15 protein-coding genes are annotated in these 24,113 nt (G+C 44.7%); 8 read left to right on the forward strand and 7 right to left on the reverse strand.

Going from position 1 to position 24,113, the window contains the following annotated elements; genetic code table 11:
- The first annotated feature begins 62 nt into the window (after window positions 1–62).
- Complete coding sequence (locus tag N646_RS03965) at window positions 63–1,244, forward strand: isochorismate synthase (protein WP_017821447.1); 1,182 nt, start codon at window positions 63–65, stop codon at window positions 1,242–1,244.
- A gap of 5 nt (window positions 1,245–1,249) precedes the next feature.
- On the forward strand, window positions 1,250–2,869 hold the full coding sequence (locus tag N646_RS03970; RefSeq protein WP_017821446.1) for a (2,3-dihydroxybenzoyl)adenylate synthase: 1,620 nt from the start codon (window positions 1,250–1,252) through the stop codon (window positions 2,867–2,869).
- Window positions 2,870–2,911: 42 nt separating this feature from the next.
- Here the strand turns inward: N646_RS03970 and N646_RS03975 are convergent, their stop codons facing one another.
- The gene (locus N646_RS03975; RefSeq protein WP_017821445.1) at window positions 2,912–3,793 is read right to left on the reverse strand and encodes an isochorismatase family protein; all 882 of its coding nucleotides are present in this window, start codon (window positions 3,791–3,793) and stop codon (window positions 2,912–2,914) included.
- 216 nt (window positions 3,794–4,009) lie between these two features.
- On the opposite strand from N646_RS03975, the gene fepB reads away from it, so the two are divergent.
- Window positions 4,010–5,011, forward strand: coding sequence for a Fe2+-enterobactin ABC transporter substrate-binding protein (fepB, locus tag N646_RS03980; protein ID WP_226977257.1), 1,002 nt, complete (start codon window positions 4,010–4,012; stop codon window positions 5,009–5,011).
- A 31-nt stretch (window positions 5,012–5,042) separates the two neighbouring features.
- Here the strand turns inward: fepB and entS are convergent, their stop codons facing one another.
- Entirely contained in the window at window positions 5,043–6,326 is a 1,284-nt protein-coding gene (gene entS / locus N646_RS03985; RefSeq protein WP_010648822.1) for an enterobactin transporter EntS, read from the reverse strand.
- Window positions 6,327–6,454: 128 nt separating this feature from the next.
- Here entS and N646_RS03990 point away from each other — a divergent pair, with 128 nt between their 5' ends.
- The 3 genes from N646_RS03990 to N646_RS04000 are packed head-to-tail and all read left to right on the forward strand — an operon-like array spanning window position 6,455 to window position 9,397.
- A complete protein-coding gene (locus N646_RS03990; RefSeq protein ID WP_017821442.1) occupies window positions 6,455–7,534 on the forward strand; it encodes an iron chelate uptake ABC transporter family permease subunit in 1,080 nt (359 codons plus the stop codon).
- Window positions 7,534–8,574: an iron-enterobactin ABC transporter permease gene (gene fepG / locus N646_RS03995; RefSeq protein WP_017821441.1), complete on the forward strand. Its 1,041-nt coding sequence runs from the start codon at window positions 7,534–7,536 to the stop codon at window positions 8,572–8,574. Before N646_RS03990 ends, fepG begins: the two co-directional genes overlap by 1 nt.
- A gap of 1 nt (window position 8,575) precedes the next feature.
- On the forward strand, window positions 8,576–9,397 hold the full coding sequence (locus N646_RS04000) for an ABC transporter ATP-binding protein (RefSeq protein WP_017821440.1): 822 nt from the start codon (window positions 8,576–8,578) through the stop codon (window positions 9,395–9,397).
- A 79-nt stretch (window positions 9,398–9,476) separates the two neighbouring features.
- On the opposite strand, the gene N646_RS04005 is transcribed toward N646_RS04000, so the two are convergent.
- Genes N646_RS04005 through fes form a run of 3 tightly spaced genes read right to left on the reverse strand, consistent with a single transcriptional unit; the run spans window position 9,477 to window position 19,530 of the window.
- A complete protein-coding gene (locus N646_RS04005) occupies window positions 9,477–17,939 on the reverse strand; it encodes an amino acid adenylation domain-containing protein (RefSeq protein WP_017821439.1) in 8,463 nt (2,820 codons plus the stop codon).
- 53 nt (window positions 17,940–17,992) lie between these two features.
- Window positions 17,993–18,187: an MbtH family protein gene (locus N646_RS04010; protein WP_017634326.1), complete on the reverse strand. Its 195-nt coding sequence runs from the start codon at window positions 18,185–18,187 to the stop codon at window positions 17,993–17,995.
- Between the two features lie 23 nt (window positions 18,188–18,210).
- Window positions 18,211–19,530 (reverse strand): enterochelin esterase, encoded by a 1,320-nt coding sequence (gene fes / locus N646_RS04015; RefSeq protein WP_017821438.1) that lies wholly within the window; start codon window positions 19,528–19,530, stop codon window positions 18,211–18,213.
- A gap of 186 nt (window positions 19,531–19,716) precedes the next feature.
- Here fes and N646_RS04020 point away from each other — a divergent pair, with 186 nt between their 5' ends.
- Together N646_RS04020 and N646_RS04025 are read left to right on the forward strand one after the other, a co-directional pair.
- On the forward strand, window positions 19,717–21,810 hold the full coding sequence (locus tag N646_RS04020) for a TonB-dependent receptor (RefSeq protein WP_017634328.1): 2,094 nt from the start codon (window positions 19,717–19,719) through the stop codon (window positions 21,808–21,810).
- A gap of 258 nt (window positions 21,811–22,068) precedes the next feature.
- Window positions 22,069–22,773 carry a nickel/cobalt transporter gene (locus N646_RS04025; RefSeq protein ID WP_017821437.1) on the forward strand — a complete coding sequence of 235 codons (705 nt, stop codon included), beginning with the start codon at window positions 22,069–22,071 and terminating at the stop codon, window positions 22,771–22,773.
- Between the two features lie 80 nt (window positions 22,774–22,853).
- Here the strand turns inward: N646_RS04025 and N646_RS04030 are convergent, their stop codons facing one another.
- Window positions 22,854–23,177 carry a cupin domain-containing protein gene (locus N646_RS04030; RefSeq protein WP_017821436.1) on the reverse strand — a complete coding sequence of 108 codons (324 nt, stop codon included), beginning with the start codon at window positions 23,175–23,177 and terminating at the stop codon, window positions 22,854–22,856.
- Window positions 23,178–23,180: 3 nt separating this feature from the next.
- A complete protein-coding gene (locus N646_RS04035) occupies window positions 23,181–23,987 on the reverse strand; it encodes a class I SAM-dependent methyltransferase (RefSeq protein WP_017821435.1) in 807 nt (268 codons plus the stop codon).
- Between the last annotated feature and the right edge of the window lie 126 nt (window positions 23,988–24,113).

Raw genomic sequence — 24,113 nt, forward strand, 5'->3', positions numbered from 1 at the left:
ACTACATTTGCATGTGAAACAATTTGTAAATATGAGTAACGTAATATTTAGAGGTTAGGTTTATGAAACGTGAAGTTGTTGGATTCTCCAAAATGACTGATGAGATTTTGGATGCGCGATTAGATGAGTCCCCTTTCTTCTTTGCTTCCCCCCATAGTTCGATGCTAGGCGTCGGTATTGAACAACAACTTGAGCAAGCCATTCCATTTTCACAACTGGCAGTTCAAGCCAATGAAATGTTGGAAAAAGCAAAGTCTGAATACAACGATAACCCTGTCTTGTTTGCCAGCGTTCCTTTTGATGAAAATACGCCAACAAGATTTGTTATCCCAGAGAAGCTTTATGTTTCCAGTAGCCACAGAGCAAGAGGACAAGATAAACAAAGTTCAAATAAAGCGACCATAGTGTCTGCTCCAACCGGAAACGATTATAAACAAGGGGTATCTACTCTCTTGAATTTGTTTGATACCACAGAGCTATCAAAGGTCGTACTTTCACGCTCACTCAGGCTGGCAACAGATCACACAATCGACCAAACAGTGCTACTGCGTAACTTATTGTCCATCAATGCCAATGGTTACACCTTTGCTTCAGACATTGGAAGTGGGGTTAAGTTGATGGGAGCCAGTCCGGAACTACTACTGGCCAAAAAAGGCGGTCACGTGATTTCTAACCCGTTAGCGGGCTCTCGTCCCAAATCTCAAAACACTCAAGAAAACCTTCATTTACGTGCTTCCTTGTTAGATACCCAAAAGGATCTGAATGAACATAGTTTTGTTGTCGAAGAAATTGAAAAAGTCTTGAGTCGTTATTGCCACAACCTGTTTACTCCCATGGTGCCTTCAGTGATTGAAACGGAAACAATGCTGCACTTGTCGACCGTATTGGAAGGTCAGGCAGACGATCCAACAACGAGTGCACTGCAAATCGCGGCCGAGCTCCACCCTACTCCAGCGGTTTGTGGGTTCCCAAGAAATTCGGCTTATCAAGCCATTAAGCAGATAGAGAACTTTGACCGTGGCTACTTTACCGGCATGGTTGGTTGGTGTGATGCAAGGGGTAATGGTGAGTGGGTGGTAACCATTCGCTGCGCAGAAGTAAGCCAGCACGAAATGTGCGTGTTTGCGGGTGCAGGTATCGTCATGGACTCTTCTCCTCAAAGTGAGCTAGATGAAACAGGAGCGAAGATGGGAACAATTTTACGTGCTGCTGGTATTCAAATTGACGAATTGCTTACGGTATAGAACGCATGACGAACATACAGCACACGTTAGATTTTACACCATGGCCACAAGAGTCCGCTCGGTACTATCGGGCAAAGGGATATTGGCAAGATAAAACATTATTCGACCATTTGCTGGACTCGGTTAAGACTCATCCAGATGCTTTAGCCATCATCAGTGGTGAATGCTCATACACCTTTCAACAGTTGCATGACAAAGTCACCCAGCTCGCCGCAGGATTCATTACATTAGGCCTGAAATCGGGTGACAATGTTGTCATGCAAATCAGCAATCGAGCGGAGTTTTATATCTGCTTCTTTGCACTAACCATGCAAGGGATAAAGCCAGTTGTTGCACTGCCAGCTCACCGAACTCTTGAGCTCAGCTATTTTTGTCGTCACGCACAAGCAAAAGCGTATATTTTCTCTGATGACACGCCGGGTTTTGATGCCCAAAAGACGGCCTTAACTTTGCAGGATGAATGTGCATCATTGTCATACCTCATTCACACAGACCAATCGGTAGATTCTCAAATTACCGAATTAAGCACGCTTTATGAAGCGCAAGGTATTGCTCAAAACAGCAATGCTAACCATGTAGCTTTCTTCCAGCTGTCTGGTGGCACTACAGGCACTCCAAAGCTGATCCCAAGAACACACAATGACTACGCATATAGCGTTATCGCAAGTAATGCAATATGTAACTTCAGTGAACAAACACGCTATCTGTGCGTATTGCCAGCAGCACATAACTTCCCATTAAGTTCCCCGGGTGCGTTAGGCGTTTTCTTTGCTGGAGGCTGTGTGGTATTGGCACAAGATAGCTCACCACAAAATGCGTTCAAGCTGATTGAACAACATAGGATCACCGTCTCCGCTCTTGTACCACCACTCGCGTTACTTTGGATGAAACATGCAGAGACTGCCGATGACGATATTTCTAGCCTTAAATTTGTGCAAGTTGGTGGCGCCAAGTTCAGTGAAACCACAGCCAGAGAGCTACCTAATAAGCTAAACTGCCAATTACAACAAGTCTTTGGAATGGCGGAAGGTTTGGTCAACTATACACGTTTAGATGACCCGATTGATGTCATCGTAAAAACACAAGGGCGGCCAATGTCGCCAGACGATGAAGTGCTCGTGGTTGATGACGAAGGCAAACCCGTCCCTGTTGGTGAAGAAGGTGCACTATTAACCCGAGGCCCATATACGATCCAAGGTTATTTCCGCGCCAAAGAACACAATCAACGTTCATTTAACGCAGAACGATTTTACGCCACGGGAGATCTCGTTCGGCTAACCTCTGACGGCAACATCATTGTTACTGGACGTGATAAAGACCAAATCAACCGAGGAGGAGAAAAAATCGCCGCAGAAGAAGTAGAAAACCTGATACTTCAACATGACAGCGTACATGATGTCGCTTTAGTCGCCATACCTGATGAGTTTCTGGGCGAGCGCAGCTGTGCGATTATTGTTCCTGAAAGCAACCAGAAACCAAAACCTGTTGAACTAAAACGCTTCTTGCACAGTCAAGGACTTGCTCAATTCAAGATTCCTGACCAAATCCATTTTGCTGAAGCCTTACCGAAAACTCCGGTAGGCAAAATAAACAAGAAAGTGTTAAGAGAACAATTCTCTTCATAATAAAAAAACCGATTTCATCAGAAATCGGTTTTTACTTTAGCTCTAAGCGGCAACTTCCAAATTCGATTCAATCATTTGCCACCATTCTCTTAAGGTGGTTTTTTGCATGATGTCCGAAAAGGCAATATCAATGCCCTGCTTTCTCCAAGCTTCAAATAACGTCATTGCTCTTATGGAGTCTAGGCCTAAAAACATTAGGTTCTCATCAACATCAACTTCTTCAAGATCCATATCTAGAATCTCTGCGACATCAACACGCATGGAAGCTAGGCTCAGCTCTGACTTCAGTTGCCCACCCTGTGCTATTTCATTGATAACCTGCGACATTGATTTAATGCAACCCGCTCTGCCTGCAACGTATTTCAACGCGTACTGATGATCTTCCAAAGAAAAGTCTGCAATCGCATCCCCGACAATGAAGGGCTTAACGTCTAGCATAAATGCATCAAGCGCAGTGGACAAAATACCGATATGACCGTAGACCCCGACAATAATCAGTTGGTCACGCCCCGCTTCTCTCATCCAATCTAACAGAGGCGTCTTCTTAAACGCGCTATAGCGCCATTTTTTATACTGAATATCACCTTGTTCTGGAGCAACTTCTGCAATGATTTCTGTTTCTTGCGTGAGCCCCGTTCCCCAGAAATCCGTTAGTAAAGCACGTTCCTTAGGATCTTGATTCGCAGGTTGCGCTGTATAAACCACGGGAATATCCGCATGACGAGCAGCCTGCGCAACGTTTTGTACATTGCGAAGTAAGTGTGGGATAGGTTGCTTGGCTTTATCAAAGAAGTTAATAAAGTAATCCTGCATGTCGTGAACCAATAACACCGCTTTGTCTGGCTCAATACTCCAGTTGACTTTGTTATCAGGGAAAGTATCAACTTCTGGTATTTCGTAGCCAGCAATCTTGGGAATCGCCATTTTTTATAATCCTTAGTAAGTTATTTCCTATATAGGAATTGGTTGACGTTGTTTATGAACAAAGAAACAAATGGTAACAATTATCATTTAACCAATAGTAAGCAGCAGCAAAGACAAAATCAATTGATAATGATAGTAGTTCGCAATAAAGTAGCTACCTTCTACCAATAATGAAGTCATACGCGTTCGTTATAGAGCGATTAACCACGGGAACTAATGATGAGACACCACTATGCGAGAATTTTGATAGGGCTGCTTTTTCTAACCTTATTGTCGGCATGCAATGATGCTGCAATTTCAGACCAGACGTCTAAGCCATTAACTGTTTCAGACGGTTGGCCAAAGAAAATAACGTCAAGCTATGGTGACATCACACTGACATCACCACCCAAGCGCATCGTTTCCACCAGTGTTTCGATCACAGGAACACTTTTGGCTATTGATGCTCCAGTAATTGCTTCGGGAGGGACGCTTTCCAACAGTCCTGTCGCAGATAAAGACGGGTATTTTTATCAATGGCGCTCCGTTGCCAATCAAAGAAACGTTAAACCACTATATCAAGGCCTAGCTAATGCAGAAGCCGTCGCCAAAGAACGACCAGATTTGATTATTGTGTCCGCAACGGGTGGTGACTCTGCAATAAAAATGTATGACCAGTTCTCAGCTATCGCTCCGACTCTGGTTATTAATTACGACGATAAAAGCTGGCAAGAGCTTGCCCGACTATTGGCATCCTTTACTGATCGGAAAACACAAGCGGAAAACGCAATTCAACGCTTCAATCAGAGGGTTGTCGAAGTCAAAGAGCGCATTAAACTGCCACCTCAACCAACTACTGCCATGGTGTATTATGGCGATGGTCGTGGCGCTAATTTTTGGACAGTAAACTCCGCCCAAGGACAAGTTTTGCAAACCTTAGGGTTTGAGTTAAGTGAGATCCCAGAACCACTCACAGACAATCATCAAATGGGACAACGAAAAGATATTGTTCCAGTCAATGGTGAGAATTTTGCCGATGCGATAACAGGTCAATCCATACTTTTGTTCGCCGCAGAAGCACCTGTGATTCAGCAATTACGAGAAAATAAGTTCATCGCCCATTTGAAAGCGGTTCGAGATCACCATGTTTACGCAATGGGTAATGATTCATTTAGACTTGATTATTACAGCTCCATGAATTTACTTGAGAACATTGAAACACTTTTCAGTGCTCAATAGAAAACAAACCGCCCATATAGGGCGGTTTATTCTAACTTGTCGCTGTGGCTTCTTTTGCTGAACCGGTTGGCTCTGGTGGCGGAGCCAAAGCAGGATCAAATAGCTTTGCTCGGCGCAGCGGGCGGAACAGAATAACCATTAACATCCCTACCCCTGTCGCCCCCAATCCAAATGAAAATATCGACATTGCTGGCGCCATAACCTTACCCAAAGCACCTAATCCAATAGCACCCATTGAGTCTCCAGTTACGTCTTGCGCTGTCCATAAACTGCTTACACGGCCTAATAAATGATCCGGGGTATGTCCTTGGACAATAGAATATTGAATAAGCGAAGCCACAGAACCTAAGTATCCGTATATCACCAATATACTAAGGAATAACCAATAGTTTCCTGCCAATCCCATGGCCACAATGGCTAAAAATGTTCCCATAGTTGCATAGATCATAACCATTCCCGGCCGTTGAGATTGCTTTACCCAACCTGACGTCAATGCACCGACCATTGCGCCTAATGGGATCGCTGAGTACATCAATCCGGCATTCGCTGCATTTCCGGTAAATGTCTCAAGAGCCAACGCGGGAAACATAACTCTAACCGCTGTTGCGAGTGTTTCTAAGGTGCCAAAAACAACCACACACCCCACTACCTTGTTCGAAAAGAGAAACTTTACGCCTTCATACAATGACAACAACGGATTTTCTGGTGCGTCATGACTCGGTTTCATGGAAGGAAGTCTGAACAACGGGAATAAGGTGCACAAGGTACCAACTGAAGCAGCAAGGTAGTTCCAGCTGACATCACCAAACGAGATGAGCAACCCACCAATCGCTGGTGACAAAACCATTCCCATGCGAACAGTAAGCATGCTCAGTGCCGCCGCTGAGGGCAAATTCTCTCGCCCAACAATAACGGGCAACGAAGCCATCAAGGCCGTCATTCCCATCGCGCCAAAAAAGCCATCCCACACAGAAAGTACATAAAGTGCAACCAAGGAAGATTCCGCCAATAGGCTGTTTAAGGCTAACGCCCCAAATCCAATGCCACACGTTGTTCTGGCGAATAGAATGAGTTTGCGTCGGTCGTATTTATCTGCCAAAACGCCCCCGATGAGCAACCCGACAAACATGCCGATGCCATCTAATGCCATGATCATTCCGACTTGAAGGGTTGAGCCAGTCATTTGATGTATCTGTATTGGTACAGCGACGGTCATCATGCCAAGAGCAAGAATCGACATCATCCTTGCAATAAATACCATTCTAAAATTCGGGTTTTCTTTAAGTAAGCTGAAATCCAGCATAATTTTGGGCATTTTCATTATTTCTTACGTCAAATATTGTGAGTCGTGAAATCAACACGTTGAAAGAGGATGCTTATTGCTTGAACATTCTACGCATCAAGTTACAATAATGGCAATGATAATTATTTACAATTGTATTTATGAGTGTTCATAAGTTGCCTTTAATCTCTTCTCTCTTACCAAGTAAAACGGCACTCCCCCAAACGCCAGACTCCCGTAAAAAACGTACTTATCGCCACTCTTTAACGTTATTTTCTTTATGTGCTTTACTGCTGTTCACATGCATCTTAAGCTTGGTGATCGGTGCCAAAAGTATATCGCCAAGCATTGTGTTTGAAAGCTTGCGAGGCACAGTAACATCAACAGCAAGCCAAATAATCGTCGAAGCAAGAGTCCCACGAACCCTCGTTGGGTTGCCGGTCGGAGCGGCGTTAGCTGTGGCAGGTGCGTTAATACAATCTTTGACACGCAATCCCCTTGCAGACCCCGGTATCCTTGGTGTGAATGCTGGTAGCAGCTTTTTCGTGCTTATTGGTGTCGCAATTTTCGGTAACCATTTGATGAGTGAACACCTGTGGTTCGCTTTTCTCGGTGCTCTCACTACGAGTTTGTTTGTCTATTTCATAGGAACATATAAAGAAGCCCGAGTGAATCCATTAAAAATTACGCTTGCCGGTGTGGCTCTAGGTGCACTTCTTGCGGGAGTGTCGTCATCGGTTACGCTTTTAAACCCTCAAGCCTTTGACGAAATGCGTTTCTGGGACGCTGGCTCGTTAGATATCAGAAACCTCTCTTTGACCTTTACGGCCATCGCTCCCATTACATTTGCATTGATCGTCGCGTTATTGATTGCCCCAGGGTTGGACAATTTAGCCCTTGGTGAAGATGTTGCGCAAGGACTGGGTACGAATGTCAAACAGACGCAAGCTTTAGCCCTGCTGGTGATCGCTATTTTATGTGGCAGTGCCACAGCGCTTGCTGGTCCAATTGGCTTTGTTGGCTTGATGATCCCACACGTAGCTCGAAAGCTGGCTTCTTCAAGCCAACGCTGGTTAACGCTTTATGCAATGGTTCTTGGTCCTCTCCTTTTGATTAGCGCCGATATCATTGGCCGTGTTATCGCTGTCAATGAAGTCCGAGTCTCTATTGTGACAGCATTTGTCGGGGCCCCAGTCCTAATCTACCTCGCTCGTAAACTGAACTCCTTTGGTAAACTCTAATGCAACCATCAGGCACTTACCTACTTGGCCGCAAAAGCGGCCGTTTCAATTTTCTAATATCCAAACGAACTGTCGCTTGGTGCATTTTGCTTACAATAGCCACAACAATCATTGCCACCTTCGCTTTATCTCAAGGAGAGCTAAGAACAAGCCTGACCGATCTTGTTGAGGTCGCATTCGGCACAGCTGAACAATTCACTTCAATTGTGATTCTTGAATGGCGACTACCGAGGTTATTTGCATCGCTTGTTTTTGGCGCAGCGCTCGGAGTCAGTGGTGCACTTTTTCAATCACTCATCCGTAATCCATTAGGAAGCCCTGACATTATTGGCTTTAACACTGGCGCGTACACAGGTGCACTAGTCGTCATCATTGTATTTGGGGGAAGCTATTTTGAGGTTGCATTTGGTGCAATCACAGGCGGCTTAATTGCAGCAACGGCTGTATACCTGCTGGCATACAAACAAGGAATCCAAGGATTTAGATTAATCATCATTGGTATTGGCATCAGCGCCATGTTAAGCGCTTTTAATAGCTGGCTGATGCTCACAAGCAAGTTGGAGACAGCGATGACAGCCGCCATATGGGGTGCTGGTACACTGAATGGGCTGGGATGGAATAAAATTTTGCCATCATTTGTTTTTATTGCTGTCGCTTTTGTCATATCTGCAACACTTGTCAGAAAGTTAAACATTTTAGAAATGGGTGATGACAATGCCGCAATGCTTGGCGTAAGTGGTGAACGCACTCGGCGGTTAGCGATGCTATCTGGCGTTATTTTGACAGCAGCAGTCACCGCCGCTACGGGCCCGATTTCATTCATCGCTTTAGTCGCTCCACAACTTGCTAGAAAGCTAACCAAAGATGGCTCGGTGGGACTGATGGCCTCAGCATTGATGGGAGCGATGTTACTCACTCTGTCCGATTTCACTGCCGTTAATTTATTTGCACCAAACCAATTACCCGTCGGCGTAATAACCATAAGTATTGGAGGTATCTACTTGCTGTATTTGCTTATTCGCCAATCAGAGAGATCATAATTTGACTAACGCAACACAACATAAAATAAACTCGCGCTATCGATTGCAGGCGGAACAAGTCACACTCGCCTACCAAGATAACGTCATATCTCAATCTTTGTCAGTTGGCATCCCAGACAATAAATTCACTGTCATCTTAGGACCAAACGGCTGCGGTAAATCAACATTACTACGCGGATTAAGCAATCTGCTCATGCCCAAATCTGGATCTGTTTTGTTAGATGGCAAAAATCTCTGCCACTTTCCTCGTCAAGAACTGGCAAAGCAGCTGGGACTACTGCCCCAATCTGCAATTGCGCCATCTGGCTTAACTGTTCACGATCTCATATGTCGAGGGCGCTTCCCTCATCAATCATTTTTGAAACGCTGGACACAAGCTGACGAACAGGCCGTACAACAAGCGATAGAGGCAACTCAGGTTGAGCCATTACTAGGGCAAAACGTTGAAGCATTGTCCGGAGGACAGCGGCAACGTGTTTGGGTTGCCATGGTTCTGGCGCAAAAAACACCTTATTTACTGTTAGATGAACCGACAACTTATTTAGACATTGCACATCAAATTGAACTATTGGATCTATTTAGAAAACTGAATCGGCAAAACAGTTCAACCATCGTTGCGGTGCTGCACGATCTCAATCATGCATGTCGTTATGCTGATCACTTAATCGTGATGAATTCAGGACAAGTCGTTGCAGAAGGAACACCCAATACGGTGATCACAGAAACACTGATCCAACACGTATATGGGTTACGTTGTTTAATAATGCCCGACCCTCTAACCAAGACGCCAATGATCATTCCTCGAGATTCTAGAGTCGATTAGCGTTTCTGACGATATCATGCGTTTCACATAAAGAATTTACACCAATAAAAAACCGGCGATTTCGCCGGTTTTATTTTTGTTACTTCAAACTTGGGAGTCCACTAAGCAACGTATTTAGCTGCTCCCCAACATCACCAACGTTTTCAGGCGCGATAATATCTTCGTGCGAACACTCAAAATAATGCTTGTGCAAGCTGGTAATAAATGGCTTCCAATGCGCATCAATGTCATACCCCTCCGGTAAGGTACGTTCAGCCACAAACAAATTCACCTCACCATCATAAAGTGATGATTTTGCACTAGATAATAGCCGAACAGCATCTTCATAGTTCGATGTAATATCTTTAAACATCGCCATACGTTGCTTGTCCAATTCATCATCTGTAATGTCATTTGCTGCTAAGAACAAATCCTTTTCTCTTTCGATCTCGTCTTGCGCCTCTTCATTCATTGGCCCTTCCCAATCTTGGCCTTCAGGTGGGTAGGTATCTAGCAAGCCTAAGAATGCAACTTCTTCACCTTGACGTCGCAGTTTAGATGCCAATGCTTGAGCTACTGTTCCACCAAAGGAATAGCCTAGTAAATGGTATGGCCCTTCAGGCTGTAATTGCTTCAATGCTTTCATATGAATATCACAAGCATCTTCCATGTCTCGCCCCGCAGAGATGGCACCATTTGGACGTGGTGATTGCAGACCAAACACTGGATAGTGACCATCCAGATATTTAGGTAAACCTGTATATTGCCACGCGAAGCCAGAGGCGGAATTGATGCAGAAGAGCGCAGGACCAGATCCCGCTCTTATTGGCAGGACTTCACCAAAGCCAGCAAGAGTTGGATCGTTTAGCGCTTCATCGTCTAATAATAATGCCGTCAGTTTCTCTGGTGTTGGATTCACCATGATTTGACCAATGGTCACAGGAACATTAAGAATTCGACGAATATCTGCTGCCAGCTTCATTGCCATTAATGAGTGACCACCTAAGGCAAAGAAATCATCTTCTGCAGACAGAGTATCCAGCCCTAACACGTCAGCAAATATGCTCACAAGTTGAGTTTCCATCCCTGGTCGTGCCGTTCGCCCAGAACCAGTAACAACGTCACTCGGGAGAGGCAACGCTTTGCGATCAAGTTTGCCGTTGGCACTTAATGGGTATTCTTCCATCAAGATAATGGCAACAGGAACCATGTGAGCTGGCAAATGCTCTGCCAGTTTGCTGCGCAGAGTTTCGCTCTCCGTTTCGACACCATCATTGAGGATCGCATAACCCACAAGCTGGCGATCATCCGCACCCGCCATGGCCTTTTCATTACTCAAGGATTTTGCACAGACAAGGGCCTGCTTAACACCTGCAAGCGATTGAAGCGCCGTTTCGATTTCTCCCAGTTCAATCCGTTGACCACGAATTTTTAATTGATCATCACTTCGACCAAGGTATTCGATTTTTCCAGAGGGTAGCCAACGAACAACATCTCCTGTACGGTACATACGCTCCCCACTCGAGAACGGATTCGCAATAAACCTGTCTGCCGTTAATCCACTGCGGTTCAAATAGCCGATAGCCAATTGATCACCAGCTAGATACAACTCACCGGGGACACCCACTGGCGTTTCTCTCAGGAAGCTATCTAGCACATACACCTGCGTATTCCATACGGGTAGACCGATCGGCACACTCGTCCCTAAGCTTTCAGCTAAAATAGAACCAAAAGCCGGACAATACGTCACATCAACCGCCGCCTCAGTTGGACCATATAAGTTGTGTAATGGCGCCTCTATCCAGCGTGCATATTGATTAGACAGTTCTTTCGATAATGCCTCACCAGAACAGAAAACACGCTGTAAGCTTCGAGCGACACGCTCACCTTGTTCATGACTGTTTTCTATCGATGCCATAAACGCAGCAAGCATAGACGGTACAAAGTGCATGGTTGTCACTTTGTAGTCATTGATGATCTGCATTAACCACTCCGGATCTTTATGCGATTCCGGTGGTGCCATGACCAAGCTCGCACCTTCAATCAGCGGCCAGAAGAACTCCCAGACGGAAACATCAAAACTGCATGGCGTTTTTTGCAAGACCACATCTTGCGCATTGAGTGTATATTCATGCTGCATCCATTTCAGGCGGTTTACGATAGCCTGATGCGAAACTAACACGCCTTTCGGATTCCCTGTCGAGCCAGATGTATAGATAATGTAGGCCCCATGATAAGGCGTAAGTCCATCCTTCTCTTCCGTCAGCGTGGAAGCCACTGGTTTAGGAAGTTCATCCAAAATCAGCAACTCTCCGAATGCAGAAAAGCGCGCTCGGTGCTCAGATGTCGTGATGATCAGCTTAGGCTTCGCATCATTGACCATGTACGCCAACCTTTCGTCTGGATAACCCACGTCAAGCGGTAAGTAAGCGGCCCCACATTCAATAATACTATTGAACGCAAGACTTAACTTCGTACTTCGTGACAACGCAACGGCAACAATATCGCCAACACTCACTTTGTGCTGCCAAAGTAACTCTGCTATCGCTTTCACCTGCCCTCTCATTTCGCGATAAGTGAAACTTCGGTCTTCATCAATCAAAGCAAGCTTCTCGGGCGTTTTCTCAGCTTGTTGCGCCATCAACGAACGCAAGGTTTGCTCTGGTAACGCAACTTTGGTCTGGTTAATACGTTGCTGTAACTCAATTTCATCAGCAAGACGTAAATCTAACTGGGTCAAACTTGCCTCTGGTGACGCGATAATCGCATCTAACACTTGTTCAAAGCGCTGCATTACTTGCTCAGCGACACCCGCTGTATCGCGGTATTCAAACAGAATATGGATCTGCTCACCCGGTAACACTAAGAGCGTTAATGGGTAATGAGTGTAGCCACGGTTATGAATATCGCACAGCTGCGCCCCTGCATAGTCTTTGTTAAACCAATCAGAATGGTCTGGATAGTTCTCAACCACCAGCAGCGTATCAAATAGCGTTTCGCCGCCAGCCAATTGCTGAATTTCACCCAAACCAAGTTCATCATGCTCTAGTAATTGAATCTGAATTTCTTGATGCGCTATTAGCTGCTCAAGCAAACTTAGCTCTGGTTTGAGTTTCATCCTTACCGGAATGGTATTACTGAACAAACCAATATGTTCATCAATCCCTTCCACATGACCAAAACGACCTGATATCGGCGTACCAAACACTACATCTTCTCTGCCCATCATGCTGCCAAGAATGCTCGACCAAACACCTTGCATTAATGAGTTCATGGTAAGGCCATAGTGGCGAAGTAGCTGATTGATCGCTCGAGTTTTGTCTTCTGGGATAAACAGTTCGAGCTCGTTGAGCCTATCTGTGACGGGAATATCTTCAAATGCAATGGCTGGGTTCACGCCCTGTAACACATCCACCCATCGTTGCTGAGCGGCTTTTTTATCTCTTCCCGTAAGCTGCTCAACAACACTGGCATAACTTGCACTAATCGGCGTTAAAACATCAGCACTACTTGCATATGCCGTTAGGAAATCTCTCAACAAAATCGGCGTCGACCAACCATCAACCACCAAGTGATGAGCTGAGATGTACAAAGTACTTTGGTTATCACCATGATAAATCACACTCGCATTTAATAGTGATTGTTCAGGGTTGCTGAGATCAAACTGACGCGTCAGCTCACTTTTCTCATAACAAGTCAGATACGCTTGCTGCTCGCTTTCTTCCATCGAAGTAATGCTATGACTCTCGATTGGCCACTCACCAAGCTCCTTAGGAATAAGCTGAACGGTTTTACCCAGTATATCACTATCAAACTTAGCCATTAATTGAGGATGACGGCTTATCACCACATTAAGAGCACGCTTAACATGTCCAATATTGATTTCACCGTTAAAGGTTAAGCGCGTTGTTGAATTGTAATTACTGTTCTCATCACCCAGTTGTGACTGGAATAACAATCCTTCTTGTAAAGGCAAGGCCGGAAGCACATCTGCAAGCTCACCATATCGCTTTTCAAGACTTGAAGCTTGTGGCAATGAAATACCGACAACCGTCAATTCAGCTGGCACTTTTAGCTCTTCAGCCAACATTGTTCTCGAAGAAAGCCAATCAACTATGGAATTCAGATTCTCTTCAATTTTATCACTAATAACATCGATTTCATTTTGGCTAAACTGGAATTCGTTCCATGACCAGTTCAATGCAAATACGGGCGCGGCTGCATTTTCATCGACAAAAATATTCAGTTCGAGATCGTGCTGCAGTGCTTGTTCACTGTCTAACAGAACAGCAAAGGTATCAGCAAATTTTCTAGCTCGACTTTGTGGCGACCATTTCTCTGACGATTGCTCAAATCGGCCCAAATAGTTAAAGAGTACCGACGACTTATAACGACTTGCTAGTTCTTTTAACTCGTTACGATGAGGATTATCAAGATGGAGCAAGGCCATATACCCCAACCCTTTATCCTTGATACTCCGTTTGGCTTGCTTTACCTCACGCAGCAAGTCAACCGTTGTCCCTGATTCCGGCAACTCCACAACCAAAGGATACTCTGTGGTAAACCAACCTATGGTTTGGCTTAGGTTGATGGACGAGTCAAACTCTTCTCGCCCATGAGATTCAAGATTGAATTTAATCGCCTCGTTGCCAAACACATTAGCAATGGCTGCACTTACGGATGAAAGTAAGATTTCTTCAATATCAATCGACTCTGACAGTTGACCGAACTCAAGCACACGCTCTGTGGTAGCGGCTGCCAGTTTATTTCGGCAATGCTTAACCCGGCAATCCTCTTGCGCAGGTTTGAACGGTATGACAGGACGACTTTCTCGTACTCGCCAATCCGCCATTTGCTGAGCAGCAACATCCAAATAATTGTGCAGCGCATGAGACCAGGTATTGATACCCGTGACTTCATTTGGAATGACGATGTCATGACCGGAAACTTCCGCGCGAGTTAGTGATTTAAGCTGAGGCAATAACACACGCCAAGAGACACCATCAATCAACAAGTGATGGGCTAAGATCATCAGGCCACATTGCCCTTTACTATCACTTAACATCACTAACCGTAATAACTGACCATTAGCCAAGCTCATTGTCTTACCATACTGATCAAATATGGCATCAATATCGGCATGTTTTAGCTCGCCTACTGTTAGATGCTCCACCCACGATGCGACATCAAGTTGATCTATCGATTCGATATAATATTGCGATTCTTTCTTTATTAAGCGACACACCGAATTCATCGATACCAGTTTCACCAGCGCTCGTTGTAGCGCACTCAACGTAACATCAGCTTCGATTTCGACAAAGACACTTTGAACATAGTTGGTGTCCTCCGAGAAGGTATCTTCAAACCATCGCCACATTGGCAACGGCTTTATTTGCCCTTCTTGCGCCACATGCTCTTGCTGGTTAAGTAGCTTCATCACTTTTGCCATATCACCGACTCTACGGGCGGCAAAGATTTCTTTGGGGCGGAGTTCGAAGCCAACTTTACGCAAAATGGTGCCAAGCCCCATTGCGGAGATACTATCCCCACCGAGGTTAAAGAAATCATCTGAAATGCCAACATCAGCAACACCAAGCAATTCTGCAATGGCACTACATAGAGCAACTTCTTCTGCTGTAACCGGAGCTATCACTTCTTCGCGATTGGTAAGATCAATGTTTGGTAATGACTTTCTGTCGATTTTCCCGTTGACGTTTAACGCAAACGCGTCAAGGATCATCAAACCTGCCGGAACCATGTATTCTGGTAATGCCTGACTCATTTCATCGAGTAATTGCTGCTCAGAGGTATGCCCCTTCGCATGACTGACTAATGTGCAATACGCAATTAAACGGTGTGAATCTCCAAAACGTTCTGCAATCACCACGGATGAATCCACATCTGGGATATTGTTGATTGCGCTTTCTACGTCCCCAAGTTCGATACGGAAACCACGAATTTTGACTTGATCATCCGTTCGACCAATAAAGTCTAACTGCCCATTCTCGCGCCATTTTACTAAGTCACCCGTACGGAACATTATCTGACCGTGCTCAAATGGATTGGCAACAAATCGATCTGCTGTCATTCCCGGTTGATTCAAATAGCCTTTCGCCAGCCCTGCACCTGCAAGGTATAACTCACCGGCTACGCCGACAGGCACTTCTTGCAATGCATTGTTCAAAACATAGGCTTTAGCGTTGAGTATCGGACGGCCAATCACAGGGGTGGTATCTGCATTTAGAGGAGCACTCACGGCATCTACGGTAAATTCTGTTGGGCCATAGAAGTTCTCTACCAACAATTGAGGGTAATTCCCCACCCGCTCCCACAGTTTTTCTGGTATCGCTTCACTGCCGATGAGAACCAGAGTCGGAGTATAAACCTGCTCCATAAGCCCACTATCAAGCATCTGATTAAACAGCGATGGGGGTAAGTCCATTGCATCGATGCGGTCGTTTTCTACACATTTAACTAATTCATAGGCATCTTTGCGCTGATCATCATCGTAAAGATAAAGCGTGTGCCCGCATAGCATCCAAATAACTTGTTCCCAAGAAGCATCAAATGAAAATGAAGTCGTATGTGAGGCCCTGACCGTAATCTTTTCCGGCTCAGTTGAACGATTTGTCGCTAGGCTTGATATCGCCTTCCCAAAGATAGAGTTTTGATGAGAATGAAGTAAATTAAGTAACGCGCCATGTGTGTTCATAACACCTTTCGGCTTACCTGTTGAGCCTGAGGTAAATACGATATAGGCGACATCATGCTTGGAGATATCAATCTGTTCTGGGGTTGAAATCTGTTGAGCGGTTAATTCAGCAAGTGTTGTGCAGTTTGCTAATTCCCCCCATGACAGGTTTTCTCTATCTTCAACAATAACTGTTTGAGGTTGAGCCTGTTCAAGGATAGTCTCTATACGCTCTTGGGGATAATCAAGATCTATTGGCAAGTAAGCCCCACCACAGCGCATGATAGCCAGCATAGTAACCACGGTTTCTGGACTTCGAGGCAATGCCACGCCTACAACATGCTTTTGTTTTATACCCAAAGTACGCAACTGAGCAGCGCGCTGCTCAATGGCTTCACGCAGTGACTGAAAGCTCCATTTTTGTTGCTTATAAACGAGCGCAGTTTCATCTGGTGTTTGTGCAGCATTGCGTTCCAAAACATCAAGAACAGACTTATCTTGATACGGATCTTGCCATCGATTGCCAACAGACCAATCATCAATACTTTGCTGTTCACTTTGAGGAGCAAGTGCAATTTCAGCGAGTGTAATGGATGGGGTTTGCGCGATTTGCTCTACCATGTTGGCAAATCGATTAGCATGAATCGTTAATGATTGGGTATTATACTTTTGCGCATTGGCTGTGATCTCAATCTCGAGCTTGCTGTTACTTAATGCAGGAGAAAATTCAATATCATCGATCGGACCTGCAGATAAGATATTCGTTTTCGATTTATTGCTACCAACATGCAGTTCATCTTCAAATGGCTTGAAGTTGAGCATTGGTCCGTACAAGGGTTGCCCTACTTTGCCTAAATCACGCGAGATTTGCTCTGCTTCATACATTTGGTAACGACGAGCTTGTCTGATGGCTTTATTCATCACCCGAGCGACATCAGTAATACTCATAGTTTTATCAACAGAAAATGCCAAAGGTAGTACATTCACAACCGCACCAGAGGCACTCATTGCCGAACTGCCCATTCGGCGCATAAACGGGAAGCCGACACAGACGTCGTCATTGCCACTGTGTAAATGTAAATACGCAAACACAAGAGCCATTGCGAGCTCTGAAGGCAGTACATTATTGCCTTGCGCATGTAGCCAATCGCCACCACGAAGACTAATGTGCTGCTTAACAACACCAAAACGTGCCTTATCGGTTCCACCTATGGTTAAAGAAGGCGGAGCGGGCAACGACCTTCCGGCCTCCTTCCAAAAATATCGTGCTTTGTCGTATTGCTCTGATTCGATAAATTGACCATGTTCCGCGACTACCTTGGCCATTGGTGTAAAACCTTCAGGCTCGGACGTTCCGAGTGTCATGTGATTGTAGTGACGGGTGATATTTTGGCTAATTGCGTTAAAACTGAATCCATCAACATCAATATGGTGATAACGCTGGTACCAAAGCCACTTTGGTGCTTGCTTGGAGCCAATTTGAATTAGACAGTGACGGTAGCGTCTTACATTGCCTTGAATATCAATGGCTGTTTGCAGATCTTTTTCCATCCATTCCAATGCAGCATTTTTTGGCTGCTCTAAATGGGAAAAATCGAAAACCTCCAGAACATCTTCTAAAGCCGTTCCGGCTAGAAATTGCTGTTTGATTACGCCTTCGACTTCTACATAACGACAATGTAATGAATCTGCAGTGTTAAGCCCTTTGGCCACTGCCTGCCTAAAAACCGACGTATCAACTTGACCTTCAATTTCTACATAATGTGCGACGTTGAATTCTTCAGGGTTTGGCATCACTTGCTGAGCGAACCAAATTCCTTGTTGTGTGCCCAATAGAGGCCATAAATTATCTTGCACTTGTTGAGTGCGCATTGGTTTATTCCTTAGAAATTTAATTATTATCGTCGTGGCTATTTGTTTGTTTTTTACACACGAATGTCGTGCCAATTCGCTTCGATATAATCAATGCAGTCTTGCTTTAGTGACGGACCAAATGTGCTTTTCCAGCCAGGAGGGATCCCTTTGAACTCAGGCCATAAACTATATTGATTGTTGTGATTAATCAGCACAAAGAACTGGTTTTCAGGTTCGTCAAAAGGATTAATGTATTTCTCAGACATAGTTAACTCCAATCATAGAAAAATCAGGATTCAAAATTAAAAACATATGACAACCCATCAATGATGCCTCCGCGCCAACACAGGCGTTCATGTCCACCATCAAAGGTGCGAAACGATAACCGATGGTTTTGTTGCTTAAGTTGCTGGTATAGGTCTTGGCTCAAGTCCACCATGATGTCTTCCCCTAACCCAACTTCCATAAAAACACTTAGCTTTACGTTAGAACCAAGGCCAGAATGAACCAATTGACTCATTTGAGTTAAAGGTTCGCTTGTTTGAAGAGGAGAATATTCACTAGGTGGCTTCACTAACGAAAAATCAGGCCACCAGAATGAACCCGACTGACAAACAACCGCACCAAAACGGTCCGGATGGTTCAATCCGGCATACATCGCACTCAAACCACCAAGGCTTTGCCCAACAACAGCCGTACGATTAGCCTCATTAGTAATTGGGAAATAATGACCAACCAACGGCAGCAGTTCTTGAGTGATAGCCTGCCAAAACAAAGGGTTGCAACTGAATTCTTCATTACGCAGCGCTCCATTGATTTCATCAATGAAGACATACAAGGCAGGTGGAAGCTGACCGCTGCTCGTCGCATCGGTCAGCGCACTGAACAGAGGCATGGATTGAGACCAAAATTGACCATCTAAGACTAAAACCAATGGCAGTTCAGCCATTTGGTCAGCGCTGGCTGTCGAATACAACCAAACATAGCGCTCATTACCTAAACACTGGCTAGTCCAAGCCAGTTGCATGCCCGCTCCTGCCTGAACATTGCCATTTTTTGTATCGAACCTTGACCAAGCACTTTGCGATACTGCCTTTGGCATAGATAGCGGCGTTTTCGAACGTCCCCATTCGCAGGCTGACAAATTGTTTTTACTTAAATCATCGCGAACACTAAGAGGAAAAATGGTTCTCAACCACTCCCGATGCTTGGTGCGTTTCTCTTGGTATGTTCCGTGGTACGCTGGTTGGACGCGTTCATGTGTCACTGGAATAAACGTGTAGCTCCCACGCCACGTACTGTTTACCCTTGCCTTATAAAACCAAACATCCGTTCCTTTGACATGAGTAAGCCTTGCCATATCAAAGCTGTGATGATCAGTAATACCATTGATATCAATGTATATTTCCTTAACACTGTCATCCGTGTTTCGCCAAAGAAATAGCAGCTCAACGCTTGTATTATCTTGGGAAAGGATAAAAGGTGTTCCTTTTGTCTGCACCTCGTTCCACCAACATGGGGCTCCTACTTCTTCATTATCTTCAAGCAAACCACTTAAAACACTATTGATATTCTTATTTTCTATTATTCGAAAAGCCTTTATATCCATCACAAATCCAACTTGTACGTCGATACTTCATGCATATCTTCTAGTAATGAGATAGCACAAACTTATATCATCATTGTTGTAAATAATAATAATTATCATTAGTATTATTGCCGCAACACTTTTTTACATAAATGTTGTTACAACATCAAATGTTTTCTTCTTTTTTTATTAAGGAATACTCAGGTCATGAAGCCCATGGATTTAAACAGTGGCATCACCATCACTAATACTGGCAAGACTAAACTTGCCATGCTCATTGGTGTAATTTGCCTTGGAGCCAGCACCACTCTTTCAGCAGAGCAAGTGGACAACAGCAATACTAAGAAAGGCCAAGAAACCCTAACAACCCTAGAAACCATTGTGGTACTTGGTGAAAAACTCGGTGGTACACTTGCTGAGAACACAAGCTCAGTCACCGTTTTTACTGATGAAGCAGACAATGGCGAAGATCAAACATACTACGATCTACTCGATCGCGTCCCGAATGTACTGAATGCCCCTTCTGGTATTCCACATATTCGAGGTGTCGATGGTCGTGGGCCTGGTGAAGGCTTCCTTTCCTTCATGACAGGAGCGACACCAAGGGTGAATACAACCGTTGATGGCGTGTCAGAGTCATGGACTGGTGAAGCCTTTGGTAAAGCCGGATTGTGGGATACAGAACAAGTAGAGATTTATAAAGGCCCTCAATCAACCAACCAAGGCCGAAATAGTATTGGCGGCGCGGTGGTCATCAAAACCAAAGATCCAACGTTCCACTTTGAAAGTAAAGTTCGTGGTGGCTACGAAAACGAAGATGACAAATATCACTTAGCTGGTGTTGTTTCTGCCCCAATCGTGTCTGAAAAGCTCGCATTTCGATTAGCCGCCGAGGGCACAAAGGGTAATACACCAATTGATTACTCGCTGCCCGATAATGACCAATATCCATGGGACCCTTCTGAAGTTGAATCCTATAATGTGAGAGGTAAGCTGTTATTCAAACCGATGTCTAACGATAAGCTTACGCTAAAACTAACATTGGCTAGCCGTAATGAAGAAGGTCAATATACAAATCTGGTTTCTGAAAAAGGTAAGTTTGAATACATTGATGAAAACGGTACTCGACGTCAAACAACCGAAAGCTGGAATGCAAATTTTGACATAAATTACTTAATCAATGATGAATTAACCCTTGATGTATTGCTTGCGCGCCGAGACTATAATACGAAATTCAAAGCTTATCCTCGTACGGACTGGTGGGGTGATGTTGATGAAAAAAACTACACCGCAGAAGCGAAGCTATCTTATAACTCGTTAGATGACAAATACAATGCCATTGTCGGGGTAAGCAGTTTTTACAAAGATCAGGATACGCAAACAGACTCGATGAAGCGTAAAGATAAAGTTCTGACCAACTCAATTTACTTCGATTCAAAAGTCCAGCTCAATAACCGTTGGGGCTTGCTACTTGGCGCTCGTTACGAAAAAGATGAGCTGAAGCGTGATTTTGACCACGCAAGGTTCCCACTCGATTTCAATGCTGATGAAAGTAACGGTATTTTGCTACCAAAAGTCGGTGTAACTTTAAATGTATCAGACAATTCAATGCTTGGACTTACTGCTCGTAAAGGATACAACGCTGGCGGACTTGGATACAACGAGTACCAACAACAGGTCTTTGTGTTTGAGCAGGAAGAAGTCTGGACTTATGAGCTAAGTTCCCGTTCAACTTTCCTTGAAAATAGACTTGGTTTGACTGCAAATGTCTTCTACAACGACTATGAAAACTATCAAACGGTCGTGTATGGTGACAGTGGAAATCGTTTCGACAATTACATAGCAAACATCCCTAAAGGAAAAACATACGGTACTGAAGTTGAAACCAATTACTGGTTTGACTCAGGTCTGGACGTATTCGCATTTGTAGGCTTGTTAAAAACAGAAATCACCGAAGGACCAAGCGGTACTGTTGAAAACTTAAATGGGAATGAGTTCAGTTATGCACCTGAAGTGTCGGCTGGTCTTGGCTTCACCCAACAGCTAGATTCGGGCATTTTCTTTGGTGCTCGTGTTAATCACGTAACGGATTACTTTACAGATCTCGCCAACACCCGAAGTACGTCAGCAGGCGACTACACCATATTGAATCTCAATGCAGGTTATGCCATGAATGATCTCACCATTCGGGCCTACATTAAGAATGCAACAGATGAAGATTACGTTCTTCGCCATAAGAATGATCTTATCGAAATGGGCGGACCTCGTACATTCGGTCTTGTGGCTGATTACCAATTCTAACAACACAAAGTGCTCCGATGTTATTGTTATATAGTAACTTAAGGATGTATTGTCTATTAAGGCAGATAAATCTGCTTTTTTCGTAACGTTTATTAAGTACATCGTGACTTGTGTGTACGGCATGTATAGAGAATAGTATTACTCCCTACCAAAGACAAAATAAAGAATCGCAATTAGTCAACTCAATGGATTCCAAAGGAATCCATTTTTTCTTCACAAAGCTAAAATGATTAACTACGGTATATCAGTGAATACCTGATGCTCATCAGCCAAGGGCAACTGTTGTACTTGTTGGGCTTCAGCTTTCTGTATGGTTTACTGCATTCGGTTGCCCCTGGACACGGTAAAACGGCAGTGACGTCAATGAGCTTGATTCATGGCTACCGTCGCCGACAAGCACTTGTGTTAATGGCGATTATTGCCGCCCTACAAGCCGCGAGCGCGTGCATTCTTTTCGTGATTACTGCCAAGATTGCAGAGCAGTTTGCTTTCAGCCTTTCCGATAATGTTCGTCTGCTGACGCAAGGTTGTGCGGTGTTTATTGTTTTATTGGCGCTGAAAGAGTTTGCGTCGGTGGTCAAGCGCCGCATCAAGCAAACACGATCTCAAGAAGATGATGATTCCGCAGGTTCTAATGACAATATTTCATGGAAAGCACTGCTACTCATCGGCTTCCGCCCTTGTACTGGTGCGGTGTTGGTTCTGTTTCTCTCTAACATACTAGGCAGCTTAATGTGGGGCATGGTCGCGACATTCGTGATGGCTTTAGGAACGGCAATGACCAACTCGATATTGGTGTTCAACGCTTTAACGATTCAACGCCAAATGAAAAATCACAGCGCCAAACCTAATGCCAACTTGAGCGATACGCTTAACCTCGTTTTGGCAGTCACCATGGTGGCATCGGGTTTTATTCTCTATAACTTTGCCAGTGTGGCAGGATTGCAGAACTTCGTCAGATAAGTACCGGCAGCAATAAACGCAAAAGCCCCAACACTTGGTTGGGGCTAAATTTACATTGGTTTGTATTTCAATACTGCGTGTTACTTAGGCTCGCGCAACAGGTACAACATTAGCTTCAATGGCGTTTTTGCGATAATGCTGTGAGGCAAATGCGCGTCCATTAGTAGCCAAGCGCCAGCTTTTAGTTCCTTCGCCTCTTCTTCTAACGTGAACGTACATTCTCCTTCGAGTACTTGTGCAATCGCTGGTACTGCTGCAGTATGTTCGCTCATTTCTTCACCTTCGGCGAACCCGAAGATAACACCTCGCAAACGCTCACTTTTGTACACAGGACAACTCGTGATACCTGCTTTGGGGATATCCACTTCGCTGGCGAGATCTTCATATAAGGTGTATTCAAGCATGATTTAGCTTTCCTTCTTTCTTGCGACAAGCGTTATCGCAGATAGGTTCTTTTCGTGTTTGCGGAAAATCTTACGCATGCCTAACACACGCTTTCTCGCTTGCGGTTTAGTCAGTACGTTTTTCACGATTTTTAAGAACCCACTCAAGCCTTCATCGGCGATAACACGTTTTGGTTCGAGTAAATGCATTGGAGCAACGGCTTCAAATTCAACGACCAAGCCATTCTCTTCCATCAGAGCTTTCCACTCAGCGGGGGTGATGGGTTTGGCGGGGTGTTGAATGGTCTCGGAAACTTCTCTTTGAATCGCGCGCTTTTTATCTTCATCGATTGTATCTGGCGTAATGCACAACTCATGGATACCGTAACGCCCATGAGTCGCGAGGATTCGAGCAGCCTCGGCAATAATTTCGTTTTTACGCGCATCAGATTGCATCGTCAGCATGGCTTCGCCGTAAACCACAGAAGCGCATTCCGGCTCTAACCCTGTCTCTTGTGCATTCCCGACATGACAACGTTGGTTTGAACCCTGTAAGTAAGAGCGAACAATCTCGGCTGCCTGCTGATTTTGTTCGATAGCGGTGTAGCTTGCTGGGGATTTTTCCAAGCAAAAACGTGCGGTGTAACCCATACCGGGCGCGAATTCGACAACGCGGTCATCACGGGTAATTGCCAACCCTTGCAACATTTTTTGTGTCAGCTCTTTGCCACCAGGACGCAGCACTTTCTTACCCAGTTGAGCGAGTACCCAGTGTCCCGGTGTTTTTGTCACTTCTCGCCCTTCATTAGGCATGGCTAATCGTTTAGACATAATGACTCCTAAGCAAAGATGGCGACGGGAACAAAAAGAACGACCAGACCGCACAAGGCAACCCATCGAAATACGTGGCTAATACCGTCCATAACTGTTCTCCTTTCTCAGGTTGGATAAGTTGGC

It is taken from the genome of Vibrio alginolyticus NBRC 15630 = ATCC 17749, from assembly GCF_000354175.2.
Classification (GTDB): Bacteria; Pseudomonadota; Gammaproteobacteria; order Enterobacterales; family Vibrionaceae; genus Vibrio; species Vibrio alginolyticus.